Genomic DNA, 15,086 nt, shown 5'->3' with positions numbered 1-15,086 from the left:
CCGTTCAGCTCCCCCACTTCCTTCCCTCCGCACTCCCCTCCCCACTCCGCCCTTTCACTCCCCCGATCCCGCTCTCCCCGCACCTCTCCCTTCCTGTCCTCTCCCCGGCCCATAGCCCCTCTACTCCGCTGCCCGCCCGGCCACTTGGCCCTCCACCTGGTCCCATCCGCACTTATCCACAGGCCCGAAGCAAGGGGTCGCCCGGTCTGGGGCTGGACCGGCAAGCTGGACAGCAGGAACCCCGATGCCCTCGAAAGGAGGCACCATGCGAACCCGAGTGGCTGACGCCCTGCTCGCGCTGCTGATGACCGCGATCGCGGTCGTTGGCACAGTGGGGGCTGGGGCGGTGTCCACGCTGGACCGGCCGGTGGACGGGCTTGCGCTCGGGCTGGCCGGGGGCGCTGGGCTCCTGCTCGCACTCCGGCGGGCAGCTCCCGTGGTGACGGTGCTCGCGTCCGCCGTGGTGACCTCCGTCTACCTCAGTCTCGGCTACCCCTACGGCCCAATCCTCATCGCCTTCCTGATCGCCGTCTACACGATGGCGCGGCATGTGCGGGTCAAGGTCGCGGTGCCGGTCGGGGTGGTTGCGTTGGGCATCCTCGTGGTCCACGTCTTCATCGGGCCTGCGCCGCTGCAGGGGTTGGTGCCGGCGTCGGCGTGGGTGGTGGTGCCGTTCGCGGTGGGGGTGAGTGTTCGGCAGTACCGGGAGGGGGTCGAGCGGGCTCGGGCGGAGGCTGTGCGGCAGCGGGTGGATGCCGAGCGGTTGCGGCTGGCTCAGGAGGTGCACGACGTGGTCGGGCACGGGTTGGCGGCGATCAAGATGCAGGCGGAGGTGGCCCTGCACGTGCTCGGCAGCAAGCCCGCTCAAGCCGAGATCGCGCTCACCGCCATCAGTCGCACCGCCACCGAAGCCCTCGATGAGGTGCGGGCGATGGTGCGGTCGAGCGGTGAGGCCGAGCGCGGGCCGGTGGCGGGCCTGGCCAGGCTCGGCGATCTGCGGGACCGGATGGTCGACGCCGGGATGCAGGTCGACCTCGATGTCGAGCCGGTGCCGGGTGGGGTGTCGGCGGCGGCTGATCTGGCCGGGTATCGGGTCGTGCAGGAGTCGTTGACCAATGCCTTGCGGCACGGGGTGGCGAAGCAGGCCAGTGTGCAGGTGCGGTTCGAGGTGGATGTCGTGGTCATCAACGTCCGCAGTCCGATCGACCGAAGACCGGGGCCTGATGGGATGGGCATCCCCGGCATGCGGGAGCGGGTCACCGCGTTGGGTGGGGAGTTCTCCGCAGGGCCCGAGGACGGCAGTTTCCACGTGCACGCGCGCATACCCCGGGAAGGCGTCTCATGATCAGCGTCGTGGTGGTCGACGACCAGGACCTCGTGCGGATCGGGCTGCGCACCCTCATCGAGAGCGAGGATGGGATGGCGGTGGTCGGCGAGGCGGGTGACGGGCTGTCGGCGGTGCAGGCCGTTCGGGCGGCGCGGCCGGATGTGGTGCTGATGGACATCCGGATGCCCGGGGTCGACGGGCTGGAGGCGACCCGGCGGATCACCACCGACCCCGGGCTGGCCGACGTCCGCGTCATCGTCCTGACCACCTTCGAGCTGGACGAGTACGTCTTCGACGCGCTGCGGCACGGGGCGAGCGGGTTCCTGCTCAAGGACACCCTGCCCGCCGAGATCCTGCGGGCGATCCGGGTGGTGGCCAGCGGGGAGGCATTACTCTCCCCGTCGGTCACCCGCCGCGTAATCAGGATGTTCGCCGACGGGGGCAGACGCCGAGCCGACCCGCACCCGCGGCTCGGCGACCTGACCGAGCGCGAGCGGGAGGTCGTCGGGCTGGTCGGGCAGGGGTTGACCAACGACGAGATCGCCAGCCAGCTCGTGGTCAGCCCGGCGACCGTCCGCACGCACGTCGGCCGGTCGATGTCCAAGGTCGGGGCTCGGGACCGCGCCCAGCTCGTCGTGTTCGCCTTCCAGTCCGGCTTAGCCGGCTAAGGGCGGACCTCGAAGGTGAAGCAGCCCGCGGTGGCGCTGCGCACGTGCAGGTGCGACACCTCGGGCTGGGCGAGCACGATGCGCACGGCGGCGAGGTGGTCGTCCTCCGGCTGAAGGAAGGTGATGTGGTCGTAGGCCCGCTCGCCGTCGTGGCGGAACGGGTTGAGCATGCTCGCGCTGGCCAGGAACTCCGACGGGTAGTCCGCGGGTGTGCGGTAGCCCGCGCACTGGTCGAAGTGGACGTAGACCGGGCCGGTCTCCGCCCACGGGCTCGGCTCGGTCCACGGGGTGTAGCTGATCAGCGCAATGGCCTCGCCGGGGGTGGCGCGGCCGAGGCAGCAGCGCAGCGGCTCGCCGCCGCCTGCGGGGCGCAGCGTCCACGGGTTGCCGGACTCGTCCGCGCCCTGGTCGCGCATGCTCTGGAGGCGGGCGGGGTCGATTGCGAGGTACTGGGTCACGGGTACGACTCTGCCGGGGTCCGGACGTCGGTTCTGGCGGGAATCGGCCGTGTCGCTCGCGCGGCAGAGTCCGAAGTGGAGCGCGGGGACAAGCGCACGGCCAGTCCGACCGCGAGGCCCAGCGCCGCAGCCGCCGTCCGGTCGAGGGTGACCTGGACGAGCTGCTCCCCGCACTCAACCTCAACCCGCACCTCAAACCCAACCCGACTCACCCGCACCACCCGCCCCGGAACACCCGCGGGATCGAGGGGCGAGGACGAAGAGGACGAAGGCGAGGAGGAAGGAGGCGAGGAGGCGGCGGAGGTGGGAGAAGGAAAAGTGGAAGCGGCGGCGGAGGAAGAAGGAGAGGTGGAGGCGACGGGGGTGGGTGGGCGGCGGTTGGTGGGGGTTTCAGGGATGGGTGGGTGGGTGGTGGGGATTGGAGGGGTGGCGGGGTGAGGGGAGGAGGGGGTGGGTGGGGGTTGGGGGTCTAGGTGGATTTGGATGTCGTGGGGGCGGATCAGGGTGGGGCCTAGGTGGGTGGTGGGGCCTAGGAAGTGCATGACGAAGTCGGTGGCTGGGTGGTCGTAGAGGTCTTCGGGGTGGCCGGTTTGTTCTACGCGGCCCTGGTTGACTACGACGATTTCGTCGGCGACTTCCATTGCCTCCTCGCGGTCGTGGGTGACGAAGACGGTGGTTACGCGGACTTCGTCGTGGAGGCGGCGGAGCCAGTCGCGGAGTTCGGTGCGGACTTGGGCGTCGAGGGCGCCGAAGGGTTCGTCCAGGAGGAGGACTCGGGGTTCTACGGCCAGGGCTCGGGCCAGGGCCATGCGTTGGCGTTGGCCGCCGGAGAGCTGGGCGGGCAGGCGGTCGGCGAACTGCTCCAGGCGGACCAGGCGGAGGAGTTCGTGGACGCGGTCGCGGACCTCGGCGGCCGGGCGGCGGCGGATCTCCAGGCCGAAGGCGATGTTGCGGAACACCGTGAGGTGCTTGAACGCCGCGTAGTGCTGGAAGACGAAGCCGACGTCGCGCTTGCGCACCGGTAGGTGCGTGGCTGGCTCGCCGTCGATGAGGACTTCGCCGCTGTCGGGGGTCTCCAGGCCCGCGATGACGCGCAGCAGGGTCGACTTGCCGCCGCCGCTGGGGCCGAGGAGGGCGGTCAGGCCGCCGGTGGGCACCTCGACCGACACGTCGTCCAAGGCGGTGAAGGTGCCGAAGCGCTTGTGGACGTTGCGGACCTGGATGCTCACTTGCCCTCCTTCGGGCGGATGACGGACACCACGACCAGGCACAGCACCGCGGCGAAGGCGAGCAGGAACGCCGTGGCGTAGGCGGTGCTCTGCTCGAAGTCCTGGTACTTCTGCTCGACCACGAGGGTCGCGGTCTGGGTGCGGTTGATGAGGTTGCCGGAGACGATCTTGACCGCGCCGAACTCGCCCAGCGAGCGGGCCAGGCTCAGCACGACGCCGTAGACGACGGCCCAGCGGATGGCGGGCAGGGTGATGCGGGCGAAGACCTGCCAGCCGGTCGCGCCGAGGGTGCGGGCGGCCTGCTCCTGCTCGTCGCCGATCTCCCGCAGCACCGGCACGACCTCGCGGATGACCAGCGGCAGGGCGACGAACACCGTGGCCATCACCATGCCGGGCATGGCGAAGACCACCTGGAACCCGGCCGACTCCAGCGCGGGCCCGAACCAGCCGTCGACCCCGCCGTAGACGAGCACGATGGCCAGGCCGACCACGACCGGGGACACCGACAGCGGCAGGTCGAGCAGCACCGACAGCAACCGCCGCCCGGGGAAGTGGTAGCGCACCAGCAGGATGGCGATGCCCACCCCGAAGACGGTGTTGATGACCACCGACACGACCGCCACCTGCACGGTCAGCCACAGCGCGTTGACCACGACCGGGTCGGACAGCGCGGTGGTCAGCGCCCCGGTCCCGTCGGCGAAGGTGTTCACCGCCACCAGGCCCACCGGCCAGAGCACCAGCATCCCCAGGTACACCACGACGATCGCGCGCTTAACCACGGCGGCCCACCAGCTCCAGCGCGGAGACGACGACCAGCGCCACCACCAGCAGCACGGCGGCGACCGCCGAGGCCGCGGCGAGGTCGCCGTTCTCGATGTGGCTGAGGATGCGCACCGACGCCACCTCCGTGCGCAGCGGCAGGTTGCCCGACAGCAGCACCAGCGAGCCGTACTCGCTGATGCCCCGGGCGAAGGACATGGCCGCGCCCGCGGCGATGGCCGGGGTGAGGGCGGGCAGCACGATCCGGCGGAAGGTGGTGCCCCGGCTCGCGCCGAGGGTGGCGGCGGCCTCCTCCACCTCCCGGTCGAGCTCGGCCAGCACCGGCTGCACGGTCCGCACGACGAAGGGCAGGGTGACGAACAGCAGCGCCAGGAACACCGCGGTCTCGGTGTTGGCGATGTCGACGCCGATCGGGCTGCGCGGGCCGTAGAGGGCCAGCAGCACCAGCCCGGCGACGATCGTGGGCAGCGCGAACGGCACGTCGATCACCACGTCGAGCACCCGCTTGCCCGGGAAGTCGTCGCGCACGAGGACCCAGGCGATGAGCGTGCCCGCGACGGCGTTGACCAGCGTGACCAGCACCGACTGGACGACGGTCAGCCGGATGGCGGCGAAGGTCTGCTCGTCGGTGACCGCCCGCCAGAACGCGCCCCAGCCGCCCGCCGCGGTCTCCACCAGCACCGCGGTCAGCGGGATCAGCACCAGCAGGCTGAACCAGATGGTGGCCAGGCCGAGCCCCAGGGCGGGGGCCCGACCGAGCACGCGGGTGGTCATGACTTGCCGGTTTCCCGCTGGATCTTGGTGATCACGCCGGTCTCGGCGTCGAAGAACTCCTTGTTCGCCGCGGGCCAGCCGCCGAAGTCGGTGGCGATGGTCTGCAGCTTCTTGGGCGCGGGGAAGGGGTTGGCCGGGTCGTTGGCGCCGGGCACCTCGACGCTGATGCCGTCGATGACCGGCCGGAAGCCCGCGCGGGCGAACTCGGTCTGCCCTGTCGGCCCCAGGACGAACTCCAGCCACTTGGCTGCCTTGGGGTTGGCATTCTTGAGCACCGCGCCCGGGTTCTCGATCAGCAGCGTGGTGTCGGGGACGATGTAGTCGAAGTCGGTGCCGTTCTGCCGGGCGAGGATGGCCTCGTTCTCGTAGGTGAGCAGGACGTCGCCGGTGCCGCCGGTGAAGGCGGTGGTCGCGTCGCGGCCGCTGCCGGGCAGGGCGACGACGTTGCGGAAGAACCGGGTGGTGAACTCCTCGGCGTCCAGGCCTGCGGCCTCGGCGTGGCCGTAGGCGGCGAGGATGTTCCAGCGGGCGGAACCGGAGGAGCCGGGGTTCGGGGTGACGATGCCGATGCCCGGCTTGACGATGTCGTCCCAGCCGGTGATGCCCTTCGGGTTGCCCTTGCGCACCGCGATGACCACGACCGAGGTGGACACGATGCCCTTGGTCGGCCCGGCGTTCCACTCGGGCGCGACCAGCCCGGCGTCGACCAGCCGGGTGACGTCGCCCTCCAGGGAGAAGTGCACGTAGTCGGCGGGCAGGCCGCCCGCGACGGCGCGGCTCTGGTCGCCGGAGGCGCCGTAGGACTCCTGCCAGGTGACGCCCGCCCCGTCCGGGGTCTTGGCGAACTCGCGCTGGATGGCGTTGTTGGCCGCCTTGGGGACGGCGAAGCCGACCAGCGACAGCGTGGTGCCGGTCCCGTCGCCGGTCCCGGTGCCGCAGGCGGATAAGGCGGTCAGGGCCAGCGCGACCGCTGCTGCCGTTCTCTTGCGCACGTTGTGCCTCCCGTGTCTCGGTGTCGGGAGGGGAACGTAGTGATCGTCGAACCACTTTGGGAAGCTATCCCACATAGTGGATGTGTCAGGATGCCAGCGTGTCTGACGTGCGGGAATCCCGATCCGGAGCGCAAGCGATCGAGCGGGCGCTGGCGGTGCTGCGCTGCTTCGAGAGCGGCGAGCGCACCCACGGGGTCAGCGAGCTGGCCCGGCGCACGGGGCTGACGGTGAGCACCACTCACCGCGTGACCAGGGCATTGGCCGACGGCGGCCTGCTCATGCAGGTCCCCCGGGGCGACCGGTACCAGCTGGGCCCCACGCTGGCGGTGCTCGGCGCGCGGGCGGCCGACCAGCTGGGCTACGACCAGGCGCTGCCGCTGCTGGCCGAGCTGGCCGAGGTGACCGGCGAGTCGGTCAACCTGGGCATCCGCACCGGCAGCGACGTGCAGGTCGTGCTCGACGTGCCGTCCAGCCAGCCGCTGCGGTTCGACCAGGTGGCGGGCACCCGGGTGCCGCTGTACGCCTCGGCGATGGGCAAGTGCCTGCTGGCCGCGGCCGACGACCTGGAGGCCGAGGCGGCCGCGCTGGGCGAGCTGACCGCGCACACGGACCAGACGCTCACCGACGCCGACGCCCTGCTGGCCGACCTGCGCGCCGTGCGCGAGCGCGGCTGGGCGCTCAACGACGAGGAGCGCAACCCCGGGGTGCGCGCCGTGGCCGTGGGGGTCCGCACCGAGGCGGGCACGGTCGCCGCGATCGCCGTGCAGGGGCCCGCGGTCCGCATCACCGAGGACCGCTACCCCACCCTGGCCAACGAGCTGCTGCACACCGCCCGCCGCATCGCCCCGCTGCTGGTCGCCGCCGCCCGGTGACCCGGGCAGGCGGCTAGGTGACGGCGGGCGAGCCACCGTCGACCACCGGCAGGCCCTCCGCCTCCCAGGCGCGGAACCCGCCGATCAGGTCGGTCGCCTTGCGCAGCCCGATGCGCCGCAGGTCGCGGGCGGCGAGGCTGGAGGCGTAGCCCTCGTTGCAGAACACGATCACCGTGCGGTCGGCGGTGACGTCCGGGAGCCGGTGGGAGCCCGCCGGGTCCAGCCGCCACTCCAGCACGATCCGCTCGATCGGCACCGCGCCGGGGATCTCCCCCTCGGCCAGGCGGTTGTAGTAGGGGCGGATGTCGACCAGCAGCGCGCCCTCGCGGACCAGCGCGTGGGCCTTGAGCGGGTCGACCCGCTCGATCTCGCCCCTGGCCTGGGCCAGGTACGCCTCGACGCTCACGGCACCTCCACCACGACGGAGCCGCGGGCCGCGGGCAGCGCCACCCGCCGCGGCGGGAGGTCGGCGAGGCTGGGGTACTCGCGGGTCGGCACGAGCGGCGGGGAGTAGGCGTGCACGCTGAGGGCGGGCTCAGCGGCGGTGTTGGCCACGATGTGGGCCCGGCCCGCGCCGAAGGCGACGGTGTCGCCGGTGCGGCGCAGCCCGTGCTGCTCGGGTGAGCCGGGGTAGCGGTAGCGCTCGCTCAGCACGCCCCGGACCACGGTGAACGAGCCCGCTGCCCCGCCGTGGTCGTGCGGCGGGGTGGCCTGGCCGGGCAGCCAGGACAGCAGCCACAGCTCGACGCCCTCGGTCAGGGCCAGCCGGGTCCACCACCGCGATTGGGGGTCGTACCTGGCGATCTCGGCGAGCTCGGGGCCGAACGCGGCGCCGATCTGCTGGGTCAGGGATCGCAGCTGGCGCACCGACCAGACGACGCGGGTCGGGTGCAGCAATGCCTCGGAAACCTTCATACCGAGAGGTTCGCACCGCCGGTTGAAGTTGGCATGGCTTTCCACTATGCGGAACAGTCACCGCCAGCCGACGTCGATGCGCCCCCCGCGCCGCTCGAAGAAGTGCAGCAGGTCCATCCGGAGGCCGATGGTGACGTTCTCCCCCGCCGCCGCGCGGACGCGGGGCGGCAGGCGCACGGTCAGCTCGGCCGGGCGCAGCTGGTGGCGCCCGCCCTGCCCGGTGTCGGACTCGGCGGCCACCTGGCCGCGCTCGGTGCGGGTGACCTTGTCCAGGAACCGGTTGAAGAGCGACTCCGGCTTGCGGGCGTGTCTTCGCGCCGCTGCCGCCGCCGCCCGCGGCCGCACGCCCTCGGGGTCGATGTCGATCTCGGTCGCGCCGATGTCGATGAAGGCCAGCGACTCGTGGCCGTGGTGCTCCAGGTGCCGGATGCTGCCGCGCAGCGACTGCCCGCGCCGGGGCTCGGCGATCGGGGTCACCGCCTCGGCGCGCACGCCCACCACGATCGGCTCGCCGTGGTAGTGCGCCAGCTCCCGCGCCCGCGGGTCGCTCCAGGGCAGGTAGAGCTGCTGGTCGCCGATGCGCAGCGCGATATGGCTGTTGAGGTAGACGTAGACGTACGCCTCCAGCAGCGTGATCCGCGGGGTGCCGAGGAAGGCGGCGACGAACATCGTCGCGGGCTTGTCGTAGACCCGGCCCGGAGTGCCGACGTCCTGCAGGACGCCCTGGTTGAGCACGGCGATGCGGTCGGCCAGCGTCAGCGCCTCGGTCTGGTCGTGGGTGACGTAGACGGTGGTGACGCCCAGCGAGCGGACCATGCCGGAGATCTCGGCGCGCAGCTCCGAGCGCAAACCGCTGTCGAGATTGGACAGTGGTTCGTCGAGGAGGAACAGCCGCGGCTGGCGCACCAGCGCCCGGCCCATCGCCACGCGCTGCCGCTGGCCGCCGGAGAGCTGGTGCGGCCAGCGGTTGAGCAGCTCGCGCACACCGAGGGCGTTGGCCGACTCGGCGATGCGCTCGCCCTGGGCGGCCGGGTCCATTCCGGAGATCCGCAGCGGGAAGGCGATGTTCTCCCCGGCGCGCATGTGCGGGTAGAGCGCGAAGTTCTGGAACACCATCGCCACCTGCCGCTCCTTGGGCGCGAGGTGGCCCGCGTCCATCCCGTCGAGCTGCACCTCCCCCGAGGTGGGCGTCTCCAGCCCGGCGATGATCCGCAGCAGGGTCGACTTGCCGCAGCCGGACGGGCCGATCAGCACCATCAGCTCCCCGTCGGCGATGTCCAGGTCGACCCCGTCCAGGGCCACCGCACCGCCGGGGAACACCTTGGTGATGTCCCGAAGCCCGATTCTGGCCACGTCGCCCCCCAACTGCCTAGGGTCTGAATCGAAGCACTCTCGCCAATCAACCGTATTGCCGCAATCACCCGAATGCGCTAAGCACCCTGGGTGTCCCCGCTGGTACGGTGCGCGACCGGGCGTCGAGAGCACTGTGGACAGTCAGTCGCGCCGCACGGCCAGCACGAACCCGGTGATCGCGGAGATGAACGACAGCACCAGGGCCACGGCCACCGCGGGGTAGCCGAACTCGGGCAGTTCGGGGTCGGTGCCGATGAAGGCGATCAACGCGATCCCCGCGCCGAGCGAGCCCGCTCCGACCCCCGCGCACACCCACCGCTGGCGGGTGCTGCGGCCGGGAGCGGGGGCGCAGTGCTCCATGACGGTCTCCAGCAGGCGGTCGTAGCCGTCGATCAGCCCGTTGAAGCGGATCGCCCGGCGGGTGCCGCGCAGGGTCAGCTTCACCCACACCTGCGAGCCGAAGTAGTGCGCGACGGGGCTGCGGACCTGCCCGAACTGCACCCGCGCGTGGACCACCGCGTCCCACGGCACGATGATCTCGCGGCGGTCGGTGGCGTGCACGAGGCCGCGTTCGTGGACGACGATCCGCTCGCCGGGCATGAGCGCGGCCCTGGCCAGGTGCCAGGAGCCGATCCACAGCGCCGCCAGGGCCAGGCCGATCGCGCCGCCGAAGGCCTGCCTGCCCGCCGACGTGCCGTCGCCGCCGTCGAGCGCCACCGCGATGACCACGCCGAGCGCGGTGAAGGCGAATCCCCAGCCGCCGATCGCCCTGCGGCGGTCGTTGTCGAAGGCATGCGTGCGCACTTCCTGGCCGAGTTCGTGCATCCGAGCCGCCTCCCTCGGGAAGAATGGCGTTGATCACCGGTCTACCACGGAGGTGCCGCGTGGCCGTCGTCCGCGGGTTGGTCGCCGTGGCGCTGCTGGTGGGGTTCTACCTGCTGGTGGCCGTGGTGGTGCTGCTCTACGCGGCGCTGGTGGTCGCGGTGCTGGCGACCGGGCAGGCGGCGTTCCAGCCGACGGTGCTGCTGGCCATGATCGGGCTCGGCGTGGTGGTCGTCGTCCTGGTGCGCGCGGTGGCCAGGGTCAGCGGGGCCGCCCCGGAGCTGGCGGGGGTCGAGGTGGCCCGGCCCGCGCCGCTGTGGGACGTGGTCGACGAGCTGGCCGAGCGGGTGGGCACCCGGGCGCCGGACGTCATCCGGCTGACCTCGGACGCCAACGCGATGGTGGTCGAGGAGGCGCGGCTGCTCGGCTTGGTCGGCGGGGTGCGGGCGCTGGCGGTCGGCAGGCCGCTGCTGGCCGCCCTCACCGCGGGCGAGCTGCGCGCGGTCATCGCCCACGAGCTGGGCCACTACGCCCGCGGCCACACCCGCCTGGCCCCCATCACCTACCGCGGCGCGGTGGCCATGACCCGGGCCCGGCTGGCCATCGCCGAGGCCGCCGACACCGACGGGATCACCCGGTTGTACGCCGGTCTGCCGCTGCGGCTGTTCTCGGCCTACGCCTGGGTGTACGACCGGATCACGCTGGGCGCCCGCCGCCGCCAGGAGCTGGCCGCCGACGCCGCCGCGGCCCGGGCGACCAGCCCGCAGACCACCGCCGACGGGCTGCGGGCGGCCGTGCGCTGCGCGGTGGCGTGGGCGGACTTCGAGTCCCGGTTCCTCGCCCCGGCGCCCACCCGCCCGGACGACCCGGTGGCCGCGTTCGCCGCCATGCTCGCCGATCCGGGCTACCGCGCCCAGCTGGCCGCCGCCGACCTGCCCGACCCGGAGCCGACCTGGCGGGACTCGCACCCGAGCCTGCGCACCCGGCTGGCCGCGCTGGCGCGGATGCCCGCGGGCGTGGGCAGCGCCGACGACCGCCCGGCGACCGACCTCGTCGCGCTGCCCGCGGCATCGCGCACGGGCACGCCGTGGCGGGAGTGGGTCGCCGAGGCGTCCGCCCGGCAGGCCGACGCGCTGGCCGCGCCGCTGCTGGCCGCCCTGGGCCCGCGGCCGACGCTTTCGGCGGTGCTGGACCTGCTGGCGTCGGGCAGGCGGGACCGGATCGCCACCCGCGCCGCCGTCACCGCGGTCATCGGGCGGGCGCTGGTCGACGCCGGGCGGGCGACGTGGTCGCCGCCGTGGACACAGCTGCGGCTCATCGCGCCGGACGACATCGCCGAGCGGATCGCCGCGGCCATCGACCACCCCGCGGAAGTGCCGCCGCTGCGAGCAGAACTGTCCTCTGTGGATTTGGATGCGGCGCTGCCCGTCCCCCGACAGGCAGCGCCGCCGCGGCCGTCGCTGTTCCCCGATGCGCCGAGGAGCGCGTTCACCCCGGTCGCCTGGTTCGTGGCGCTCGTGGCGGTCGTCGCTGTGCTGATCTCGTTGTCGCAGGAGGACGAGGAACCGGTGCGGCCGCCGTACCGGCCCCCGTACCCCACTACGAACTACCTGCCGCCTGCGCCGACCTTCCAGCCGACGCTGCCCGGCTTCCCGACCGCCGACATCACGCTGCCGACGTTCTGGGACGTGACCCGCTGAGGGCCGAGGCGGCCCCCAGCGGGATCAGCTCAGCAGGCGCCCAGGTCGGTCCAGGTCGTCCCGGTGCCGGGCTCCTGGCCGAAGGAGAACAGCGACCGCAGCTGCCAGGTGTGGCCCTTGTGGCTCACCTGCGCCCCGAGGAAGTAGAACGAGGTCGCGCTCCACGCCGGGGCGGTGCAGGGCTCCGGCTCCGGGTCGGGGTCGGGGTCCGGGTCGGTGCCGTCGCCGACGAAGAGCAGGTTGTTCGGCGAGCCCGCGCCCGGGCTGGTGATGGTGTTCTTCGTCGCGCCGTCCTTCAGCGCGGTCTGCACCTGCGCGGGCGTGGCGCCCGCGTGCCCGGCCAGGTAGACGGCCGCCGCGCCAGCGACGTGCGGGGACGCCATCGACGTGCCGCTGATGGTGTTGGTCGCGGTGTCGCTGGTGTTCCACGGCGCGGTGATGTCCTGCCCCGGCGCGAAGATGTCGGTGCAGGTGCCGTAGTTGGAGAACGACGCCCGCGCGTCCCCGTTGGTGCTGGCGTTGACCGTGATGGCCTCCGGCGTGCGGGCCGGGGTGAAGTTGCAGGCGTCGGCGTTGGAGTTGCCCGACGCCAGCGCGTACACCACGCCCGACGCGATGGAGTTGCGGACGGCGTTCTCCAGCGTCGCGTTGGTGCCGGACGCGCCCAGGCTCATGTTCGCCACGGCGGGCTTGACGGCGTTGGCGGTGACCCAGTCGACGCCGGCGGTGACGCCCGCGAGCGTGCCGGAGCCCTGGCAGTTGAGGACCTTCACCGCGACCAGCGCCACGCCCTTGGCCACGCCGTGGGCGTTGCCGCCGACGGTGCCCGCGACGTGCGTGCCGTGGCCGTTGCAGTCGGTGTTGTTGCTGTCGACGGTGTTGGTGCCCCAGCTCGCCCGGCCGCCGAAGTCGCTGTGCGTGGTGCGGATGCCGGTGTCGATGATGTAGGCGGTCACCCCAGAACCGTCGTTGGGGTAGGTGTAGCTGCTGTTCAGCGGCAGGTCGCGCTGGTCGATGCGGTCCAGGCCCCACGACGGCGGGTTCGGCTGGGTGCCGACGGCCCGCACGACGCGGTCCTGCTCGACGTAGGCCACGCGCGGGTCGGCCGCGGCCCGGCGGGCGTCGGCCTCGGACATCTTGGCGGCGAACCCGGTCAGCACGCGGCTGTAGTCGTGGGTCACGCGCGCCCGGTGCCGGTCGATCACGGACTGCTTGCCCGACGTGCCCTTGAGCACGACGAGGTAGCTGCCCTCGATCGCGTCCGGCGCACCGGCGCCCAGGATCTGGCCCTGGGCGCTGGCGGACGGCACGACGGCTGCGGTTAACGCGCCTGCGGCCAGCGCGGCCACGAGGCCGCGCAGGATCGAGCGGTGCAAGGGAGCCTCCTTCACAGAGCAGGGGACGCCCCGGTGCCCGCCCTCACCAGGGCACCGAAGCGCGGAACGAGGTCCTCCGCAGTCAAGTCGATGCGAGAAGCGTTCACTAGTGGTTGCGTAGAAAATCCGTCCAATCGGACCAGCCGCGCGAAAACTTGTGGACAACCCGTCACGTTCGCTCGTAGGTTTGAGCGGGTGGGCGCGGATGCGGGGGCGCGGCGCTGGCGTGCACCCGGAAGGACTAGCGGCGCTGGCGGCGGATGCCCCCGCGCGCGGCGGGATTTCGGCGCAGCCGCAGCAGGTCCGGTGGTCGGCGCGCGTTCACCCGTTGGGCGCGCTCGCGGTCCAGACTGTCCATAGACGACTGTCGCAGATGGACTCCGGTCAGGAGTCTGACCTCGGTGATTGTTTGTAGGCCAAGCCCCCGGTCGGGTCGACCATGGTGCGCAGCAGCTCCACGACGGCCTGGCGCTGCACCTCGGTCACCATGTCGAGCAGTTCGTGCACCTCGGCGGTCGAGGCGACCGGGCGACCGGCCCGGGACGGGTCGTAGGCGGTGGGGTCGAGCCCGGCCAGTTCGAGCACCCGCCGCGGGTCGAGGTCCAGCGACCGGGCGACGAGGGTCAGCGAGACCGGTTTGGGGCGCAGAGGTCTGCCGTCCGGGCGCTCCCCGGATTCCAGCTGCTGCCACAGCGCGCGTGAGACGCCCGCCCGCCGTGCCGCCTTCGCCTGGGAGAGCCCGGCGGCGTTGCGGGCCCGCCGCAGAGCCGGGCCCAGCGGCCAGTGCGTGTCGTCCTCGCGCCCGTCCATGGGATTGATGATCTCGCAGTGGGGGGCGGGCGCGAATGCCGAAACGCTTGCGGCCTCGATGTTGCTGTTTGTGGCGAAGAAGTTAGTCCGCCTGCGGTTGCTCCAACCGGGTAGGGGTGGCCCGCACCAACTGGAGGAACAGATGGCGCAGTACGCCGTTCTGCTCTACAGCCCGGCCCCCGGCGATGCCGCCGATGTGCCGGAAGCGGAACTGGCCGCGCACCACGCTTACGGCGACCGGGTGAACGAGTTGGGCGGCGGCATCGTCACCGCAGCGGCCTTGCAGGCCAGCACAACCGCCGTCTCGGTGAAAGGCGAATTGGTGACCGACGGGCCGTTCGCGGAGACCAAGGAGGTGCTGGCGGGCTTCTTGAGTGCGCGCAGGACGCCTGCGTCGCGGCGCTGGCGGCGTAGGAGCGCGACGGCGTGCCCGCGACCCCGCAGGCGTGGTTGACGACCGCGGCCAAGCGCAAGGCGCTGGACCGGATGCGGCGCGAGCAGACCTTGCGGGCGAAGCTGCCCCTGCTCGTGGTTCCGGGCGACGACGAACCGGCCAAAGCGCCGGAGTTCCCGGACGACGGGCTGCGGGCGTGCGCTGCGCCGAGCCGCCTGCCGCGGAGCTGCCCGACCGGCTCGACGGTGCTGACCGTAGGTGCACCTGCTTGTTCACCACCGGCCGCACCGCGCCCTCGGGGGCGGAGCTGGAGCGCGCCGAGCCGGTGGACCGCGCGCTCGATCTGGCCCGCGTGCTGCGGTCGCTGATGCCCGACGAGCCGGAGGTGGCCGGTCTGCTGGCCCTGCTGCTGGTGACCGACGCCCGCCGCGCGACGCGGGAGTCGGCCTCCGGGTGACCCTGCTGGCCGACCAGGACCGGTCGCGGTGGGACCACGCCGCCGTCGCCGAGGGCGACGAGCTGATCGTGTGGGCACCGCGGGGCGCGGGGTCGGTTCACCCTGCACGCGGCCATCGCCGCCCTGCACGCGGTGCGCGCCGACCTGCTACGCGGACTA

The 15,086-nt window shown here is 72.5% G+C and carries 17 protein-coding genes; 6 read left to right on the top strand and 11 right to left on the bottom strand.

Annotated features, from left to right (window positions below):
- The first annotated feature begins 265 nt into the window (after positions 1 to 265).
- Entirely contained in the window at positions 266 to 1,345 is a 1,080-nt protein-coding gene (locus ACWEPX_RS04145) for a sensor histidine kinase (protein ID WP_451895605.1), read from the top strand.
- The gene (locus tag ACWEPX_RS04140) at positions 1,342 to 1,995 is read left to right on the top strand and encodes a response regulator (protein WP_451895604.1); all 654 of its coding nucleotides are present in this window, start codon (positions 1,342 to 1,344) and stop codon (positions 1,993 to 1,995) included. The genes ACWEPX_RS04145 and ACWEPX_RS04140 overlap by 4 nt, the downstream gene beginning before the upstream one ends.
- Here ACWEPX_RS04140 and ACWEPX_RS04135 read toward each other — a convergent pair.
- The 5 genes from ACWEPX_RS04135 to ACWEPX_RS04115 are packed head-to-tail and all read right to left on the bottom strand — an operon-like array spanning position 1,992 to position 6,228.
- Positions 1,992 to 2,453: a DUF1203 domain-containing protein gene (locus tag ACWEPX_RS04135; RefSeq protein ID WP_451895603.1), complete on the bottom strand. Its 462-nt coding sequence runs from the start codon at positions 2,451 to 2,453 to the stop codon at positions 1,992 to 1,994. The genes ACWEPX_RS04140 and ACWEPX_RS04135 overlap by 4 nt on opposite strands.
- Positions 2,450 to 3,682, bottom strand: coding sequence for a sulfate/molybdate ABC transporter ATP-binding protein (locus ACWEPX_RS04130; protein WP_451895602.1), 1,233 nt, complete (start codon positions 3,680 to 3,682; stop codon positions 2,450 to 2,452). Before ACWEPX_RS04130 ends, ACWEPX_RS04135 begins: the two co-directional genes overlap by 4 nt.
- Positions 3,679 to 4,461, bottom strand: coding sequence for a sulfate ABC transporter permease subunit (locus ACWEPX_RS04125; RefSeq protein WP_451895601.1), 783 nt, complete (start codon positions 4,459 to 4,461; stop codon positions 3,679 to 3,681). The genes ACWEPX_RS04130 and ACWEPX_RS04125 overlap by 4 nt, the downstream gene beginning before the upstream one ends.
- Positions 4,454 to 5,236 (bottom strand): sulfate ABC transporter permease subunit CysT, encoded by a 783-nt coding sequence (cysT, locus tag ACWEPX_RS04120; protein WP_451895600.1) that lies wholly within the window; start codon positions 5,234 to 5,236, stop codon positions 4,454 to 4,456. The genes ACWEPX_RS04125 and cysT overlap by 8 nt, the downstream gene beginning before the upstream one ends.
- Positions 5,233 to 6,228: a sulfate ABC transporter substrate-binding protein gene (locus ACWEPX_RS04115; RefSeq protein WP_451895599.1), complete on the bottom strand. Its 996-nt coding sequence runs from the start codon at positions 6,226 to 6,228 to the stop codon at positions 5,233 to 5,235. Before ACWEPX_RS04115 ends, cysT begins: the two co-directional genes overlap by 4 nt.
- A 98-nt stretch (positions 6,229 to 6,326) precedes the next feature.
- Here ACWEPX_RS04115 and ACWEPX_RS04110 point away from each other — a divergent pair, with 98 nt between their 5' ends.
- Positions 6,327 to 7,100: an IclR family transcriptional regulator gene (locus tag ACWEPX_RS04110; protein ID WP_451895598.1), complete on the top strand. Its 774-nt coding sequence runs from the start codon at positions 6,327 to 6,329 to the stop codon at positions 7,098 to 7,100.
- Between the two features lie 13 nt (positions 7,101 to 7,113).
- On the opposite strand, the gene ACWEPX_RS04105 is transcribed toward ACWEPX_RS04110, so the two are convergent.
- The 4 genes from ACWEPX_RS04105 to ACWEPX_RS04090 all read right to left on the bottom strand — a co-directional run bounded on the left by ACWEPX_RS04105 (position 7,114) and on the right by ACWEPX_RS04090 (position 10,193).
- Positions 7,114 to 7,506 carry a rhodanese-like domain-containing protein gene (locus tag ACWEPX_RS04105; RefSeq protein ID WP_451895597.1) on the bottom strand — a complete coding sequence of 131 codons (393 nt, stop codon included), beginning with the start codon at positions 7,504 to 7,506 and terminating at the stop codon, positions 7,114 to 7,116.
- A complete protein-coding gene (locus tag ACWEPX_RS04100; RefSeq protein ID WP_451895596.1) occupies positions 7,503 to 8,015 on the bottom strand; it encodes a cysteine dioxygenase in 513 nt (170 codons plus the stop codon). The genes ACWEPX_RS04105 and ACWEPX_RS04100 overlap by 4 nt, the downstream gene beginning before the upstream one ends.
- 57 nt (positions 8,016 to 8,072) lie before the next feature.
- Positions 8,073 to 9,368, bottom strand: coding sequence for an ABC transporter ATP-binding protein (locus ACWEPX_RS04095; RefSeq protein WP_451895595.1), 1,296 nt, complete (start codon positions 9,366 to 9,368; stop codon positions 8,073 to 8,075).
- Between the two features lie 141 nt (positions 9,369 to 9,509).
- Positions 9,510 to 10,193, bottom strand: a complete 684-nt coding sequence (locus tag ACWEPX_RS04090) for a hypothetical protein (RefSeq protein WP_451895594.1) — start codon at positions 10,191 to 10,193, stop codon at positions 9,510 to 9,512.
- 59 nt (positions 10,194 to 10,252) lie between these two features.
- Here ACWEPX_RS04090 and ACWEPX_RS04085 point away from each other — a divergent pair, with 59 nt between their 5' ends.
- Positions 10,253 to 11,890, top strand: a complete 1,638-nt coding sequence (locus ACWEPX_RS04085; protein WP_451895593.1) for a M48 family metalloprotease — start codon at positions 10,253 to 10,255, stop codon at positions 11,888 to 11,890.
- A gap of 29 nt (positions 11,891 to 11,919) precedes the next feature.
- Here ACWEPX_RS04085 and ACWEPX_RS04080 read toward each other — a convergent pair whose 3' ends face one another.
- Both ACWEPX_RS04080 and ACWEPX_RS04075 read right to left on the bottom strand, forming a co-directional pair.
- The gene (locus ACWEPX_RS04080; protein ID WP_451895592.1) at positions 11,920 to 13,266 is read right to left on the bottom strand and encodes a S8 family serine peptidase; all 1,347 of its coding nucleotides are present in this window, start codon (positions 13,264 to 13,266) and stop codon (positions 11,920 to 11,922) included.
- 384 nt (positions 13,267 to 13,650) lie between these two features.
- Complete coding sequence (locus tag ACWEPX_RS04075; protein WP_451895591.1) at positions 13,651 to 14,076, bottom strand: helix-turn-helix domain-containing protein; 426 nt, start codon at positions 14,074 to 14,076, stop codon at positions 13,651 to 13,653.
- A 7-nt stretch (positions 14,077 to 14,083) separates the two neighbouring features.
- Between ACWEPX_RS04075 and ACWEPX_RS04070 the strand changes: the two genes are divergently transcribed.
- Positions 14,084 to 14,530 (top strand): YciI family protein, encoded by a 447-nt coding sequence (locus ACWEPX_RS04070; protein WP_451895590.1) that lies wholly within the window; start codon positions 14,084 to 14,086, stop codon positions 14,528 to 14,530.
- Between the two features lie 208 nt (positions 14,531 to 14,738).
- Positions 14,739 to 14,927: a DUF6596 domain-containing protein gene (locus ACWEPX_RS04065; protein WP_451895589.1), complete on the top strand. Its 189-nt coding sequence runs from the start codon at positions 14,739 to 14,741 to the stop codon at positions 14,925 to 14,927.
- Positions 14,928 to 15,086 lie beyond the last annotated feature (159 nt).

The sequence above is a fragment of the Actinokineospora sp. NPDC004072 genome (genome assembly GCF_053604195.1).
The sequence above is the reverse complement of the archived record's forward strand: the minus strand, read 5'-3'. Positions and strand labels throughout refer to the sequence as shown.

Excerpts from the sequence above, each read along its gene's own strand:
- ACWEPX_RS04145 (WP_451895605.1), top strand. The coding sequence starts at position 266 with ATGCGAACCCGAGTGGCTGACGCCCTGCTCGCGCTGCTGATGACCGCG.
- ACWEPX_RS04140 (WP_451895604.1), top strand. The coding sequence starts at position 1,342 with ATGATCAGCGTCGTGGTGGTCGACGACCAGGACCTCGTGCGGATCGGG.
- cysT (WP_451895600.1), bottom strand. The coding sequence starts at position 5,236 with ATGACCACCCGCGTGCTCGGTCGGGCCCCCGCCCTGGGGCTCGGCCTG.
- ACWEPX_RS04100 (WP_451895596.1), bottom strand. The coding sequence starts at position 8,015 with ATGAAGGTTTCCGAGGCATTGCTGCACCCGACCCGCGTCGTCTGGTCG.
- ACWEPX_RS04090 (WP_451895594.1), bottom strand. The coding sequence starts at position 10,193 with ATGCACGAACTCGGCCAGGAAGTGCGCACGCATGCCTTCGACAACGAC.
- ACWEPX_RS04075 (WP_451895591.1), bottom strand. The coding sequence starts at position 14,076 with ATGGACGGGCGCGAGGACGACACGCACTGGCCGCTGGGCCCGGCTCTG.
- ACWEPX_RS04070 (WP_451895590.1), top strand. The coding sequence starts at position 14,084 with ATGATCTCGCAGTGGGGGGCGGGCGCGAATGCCGAAACGCTTGCGGCC.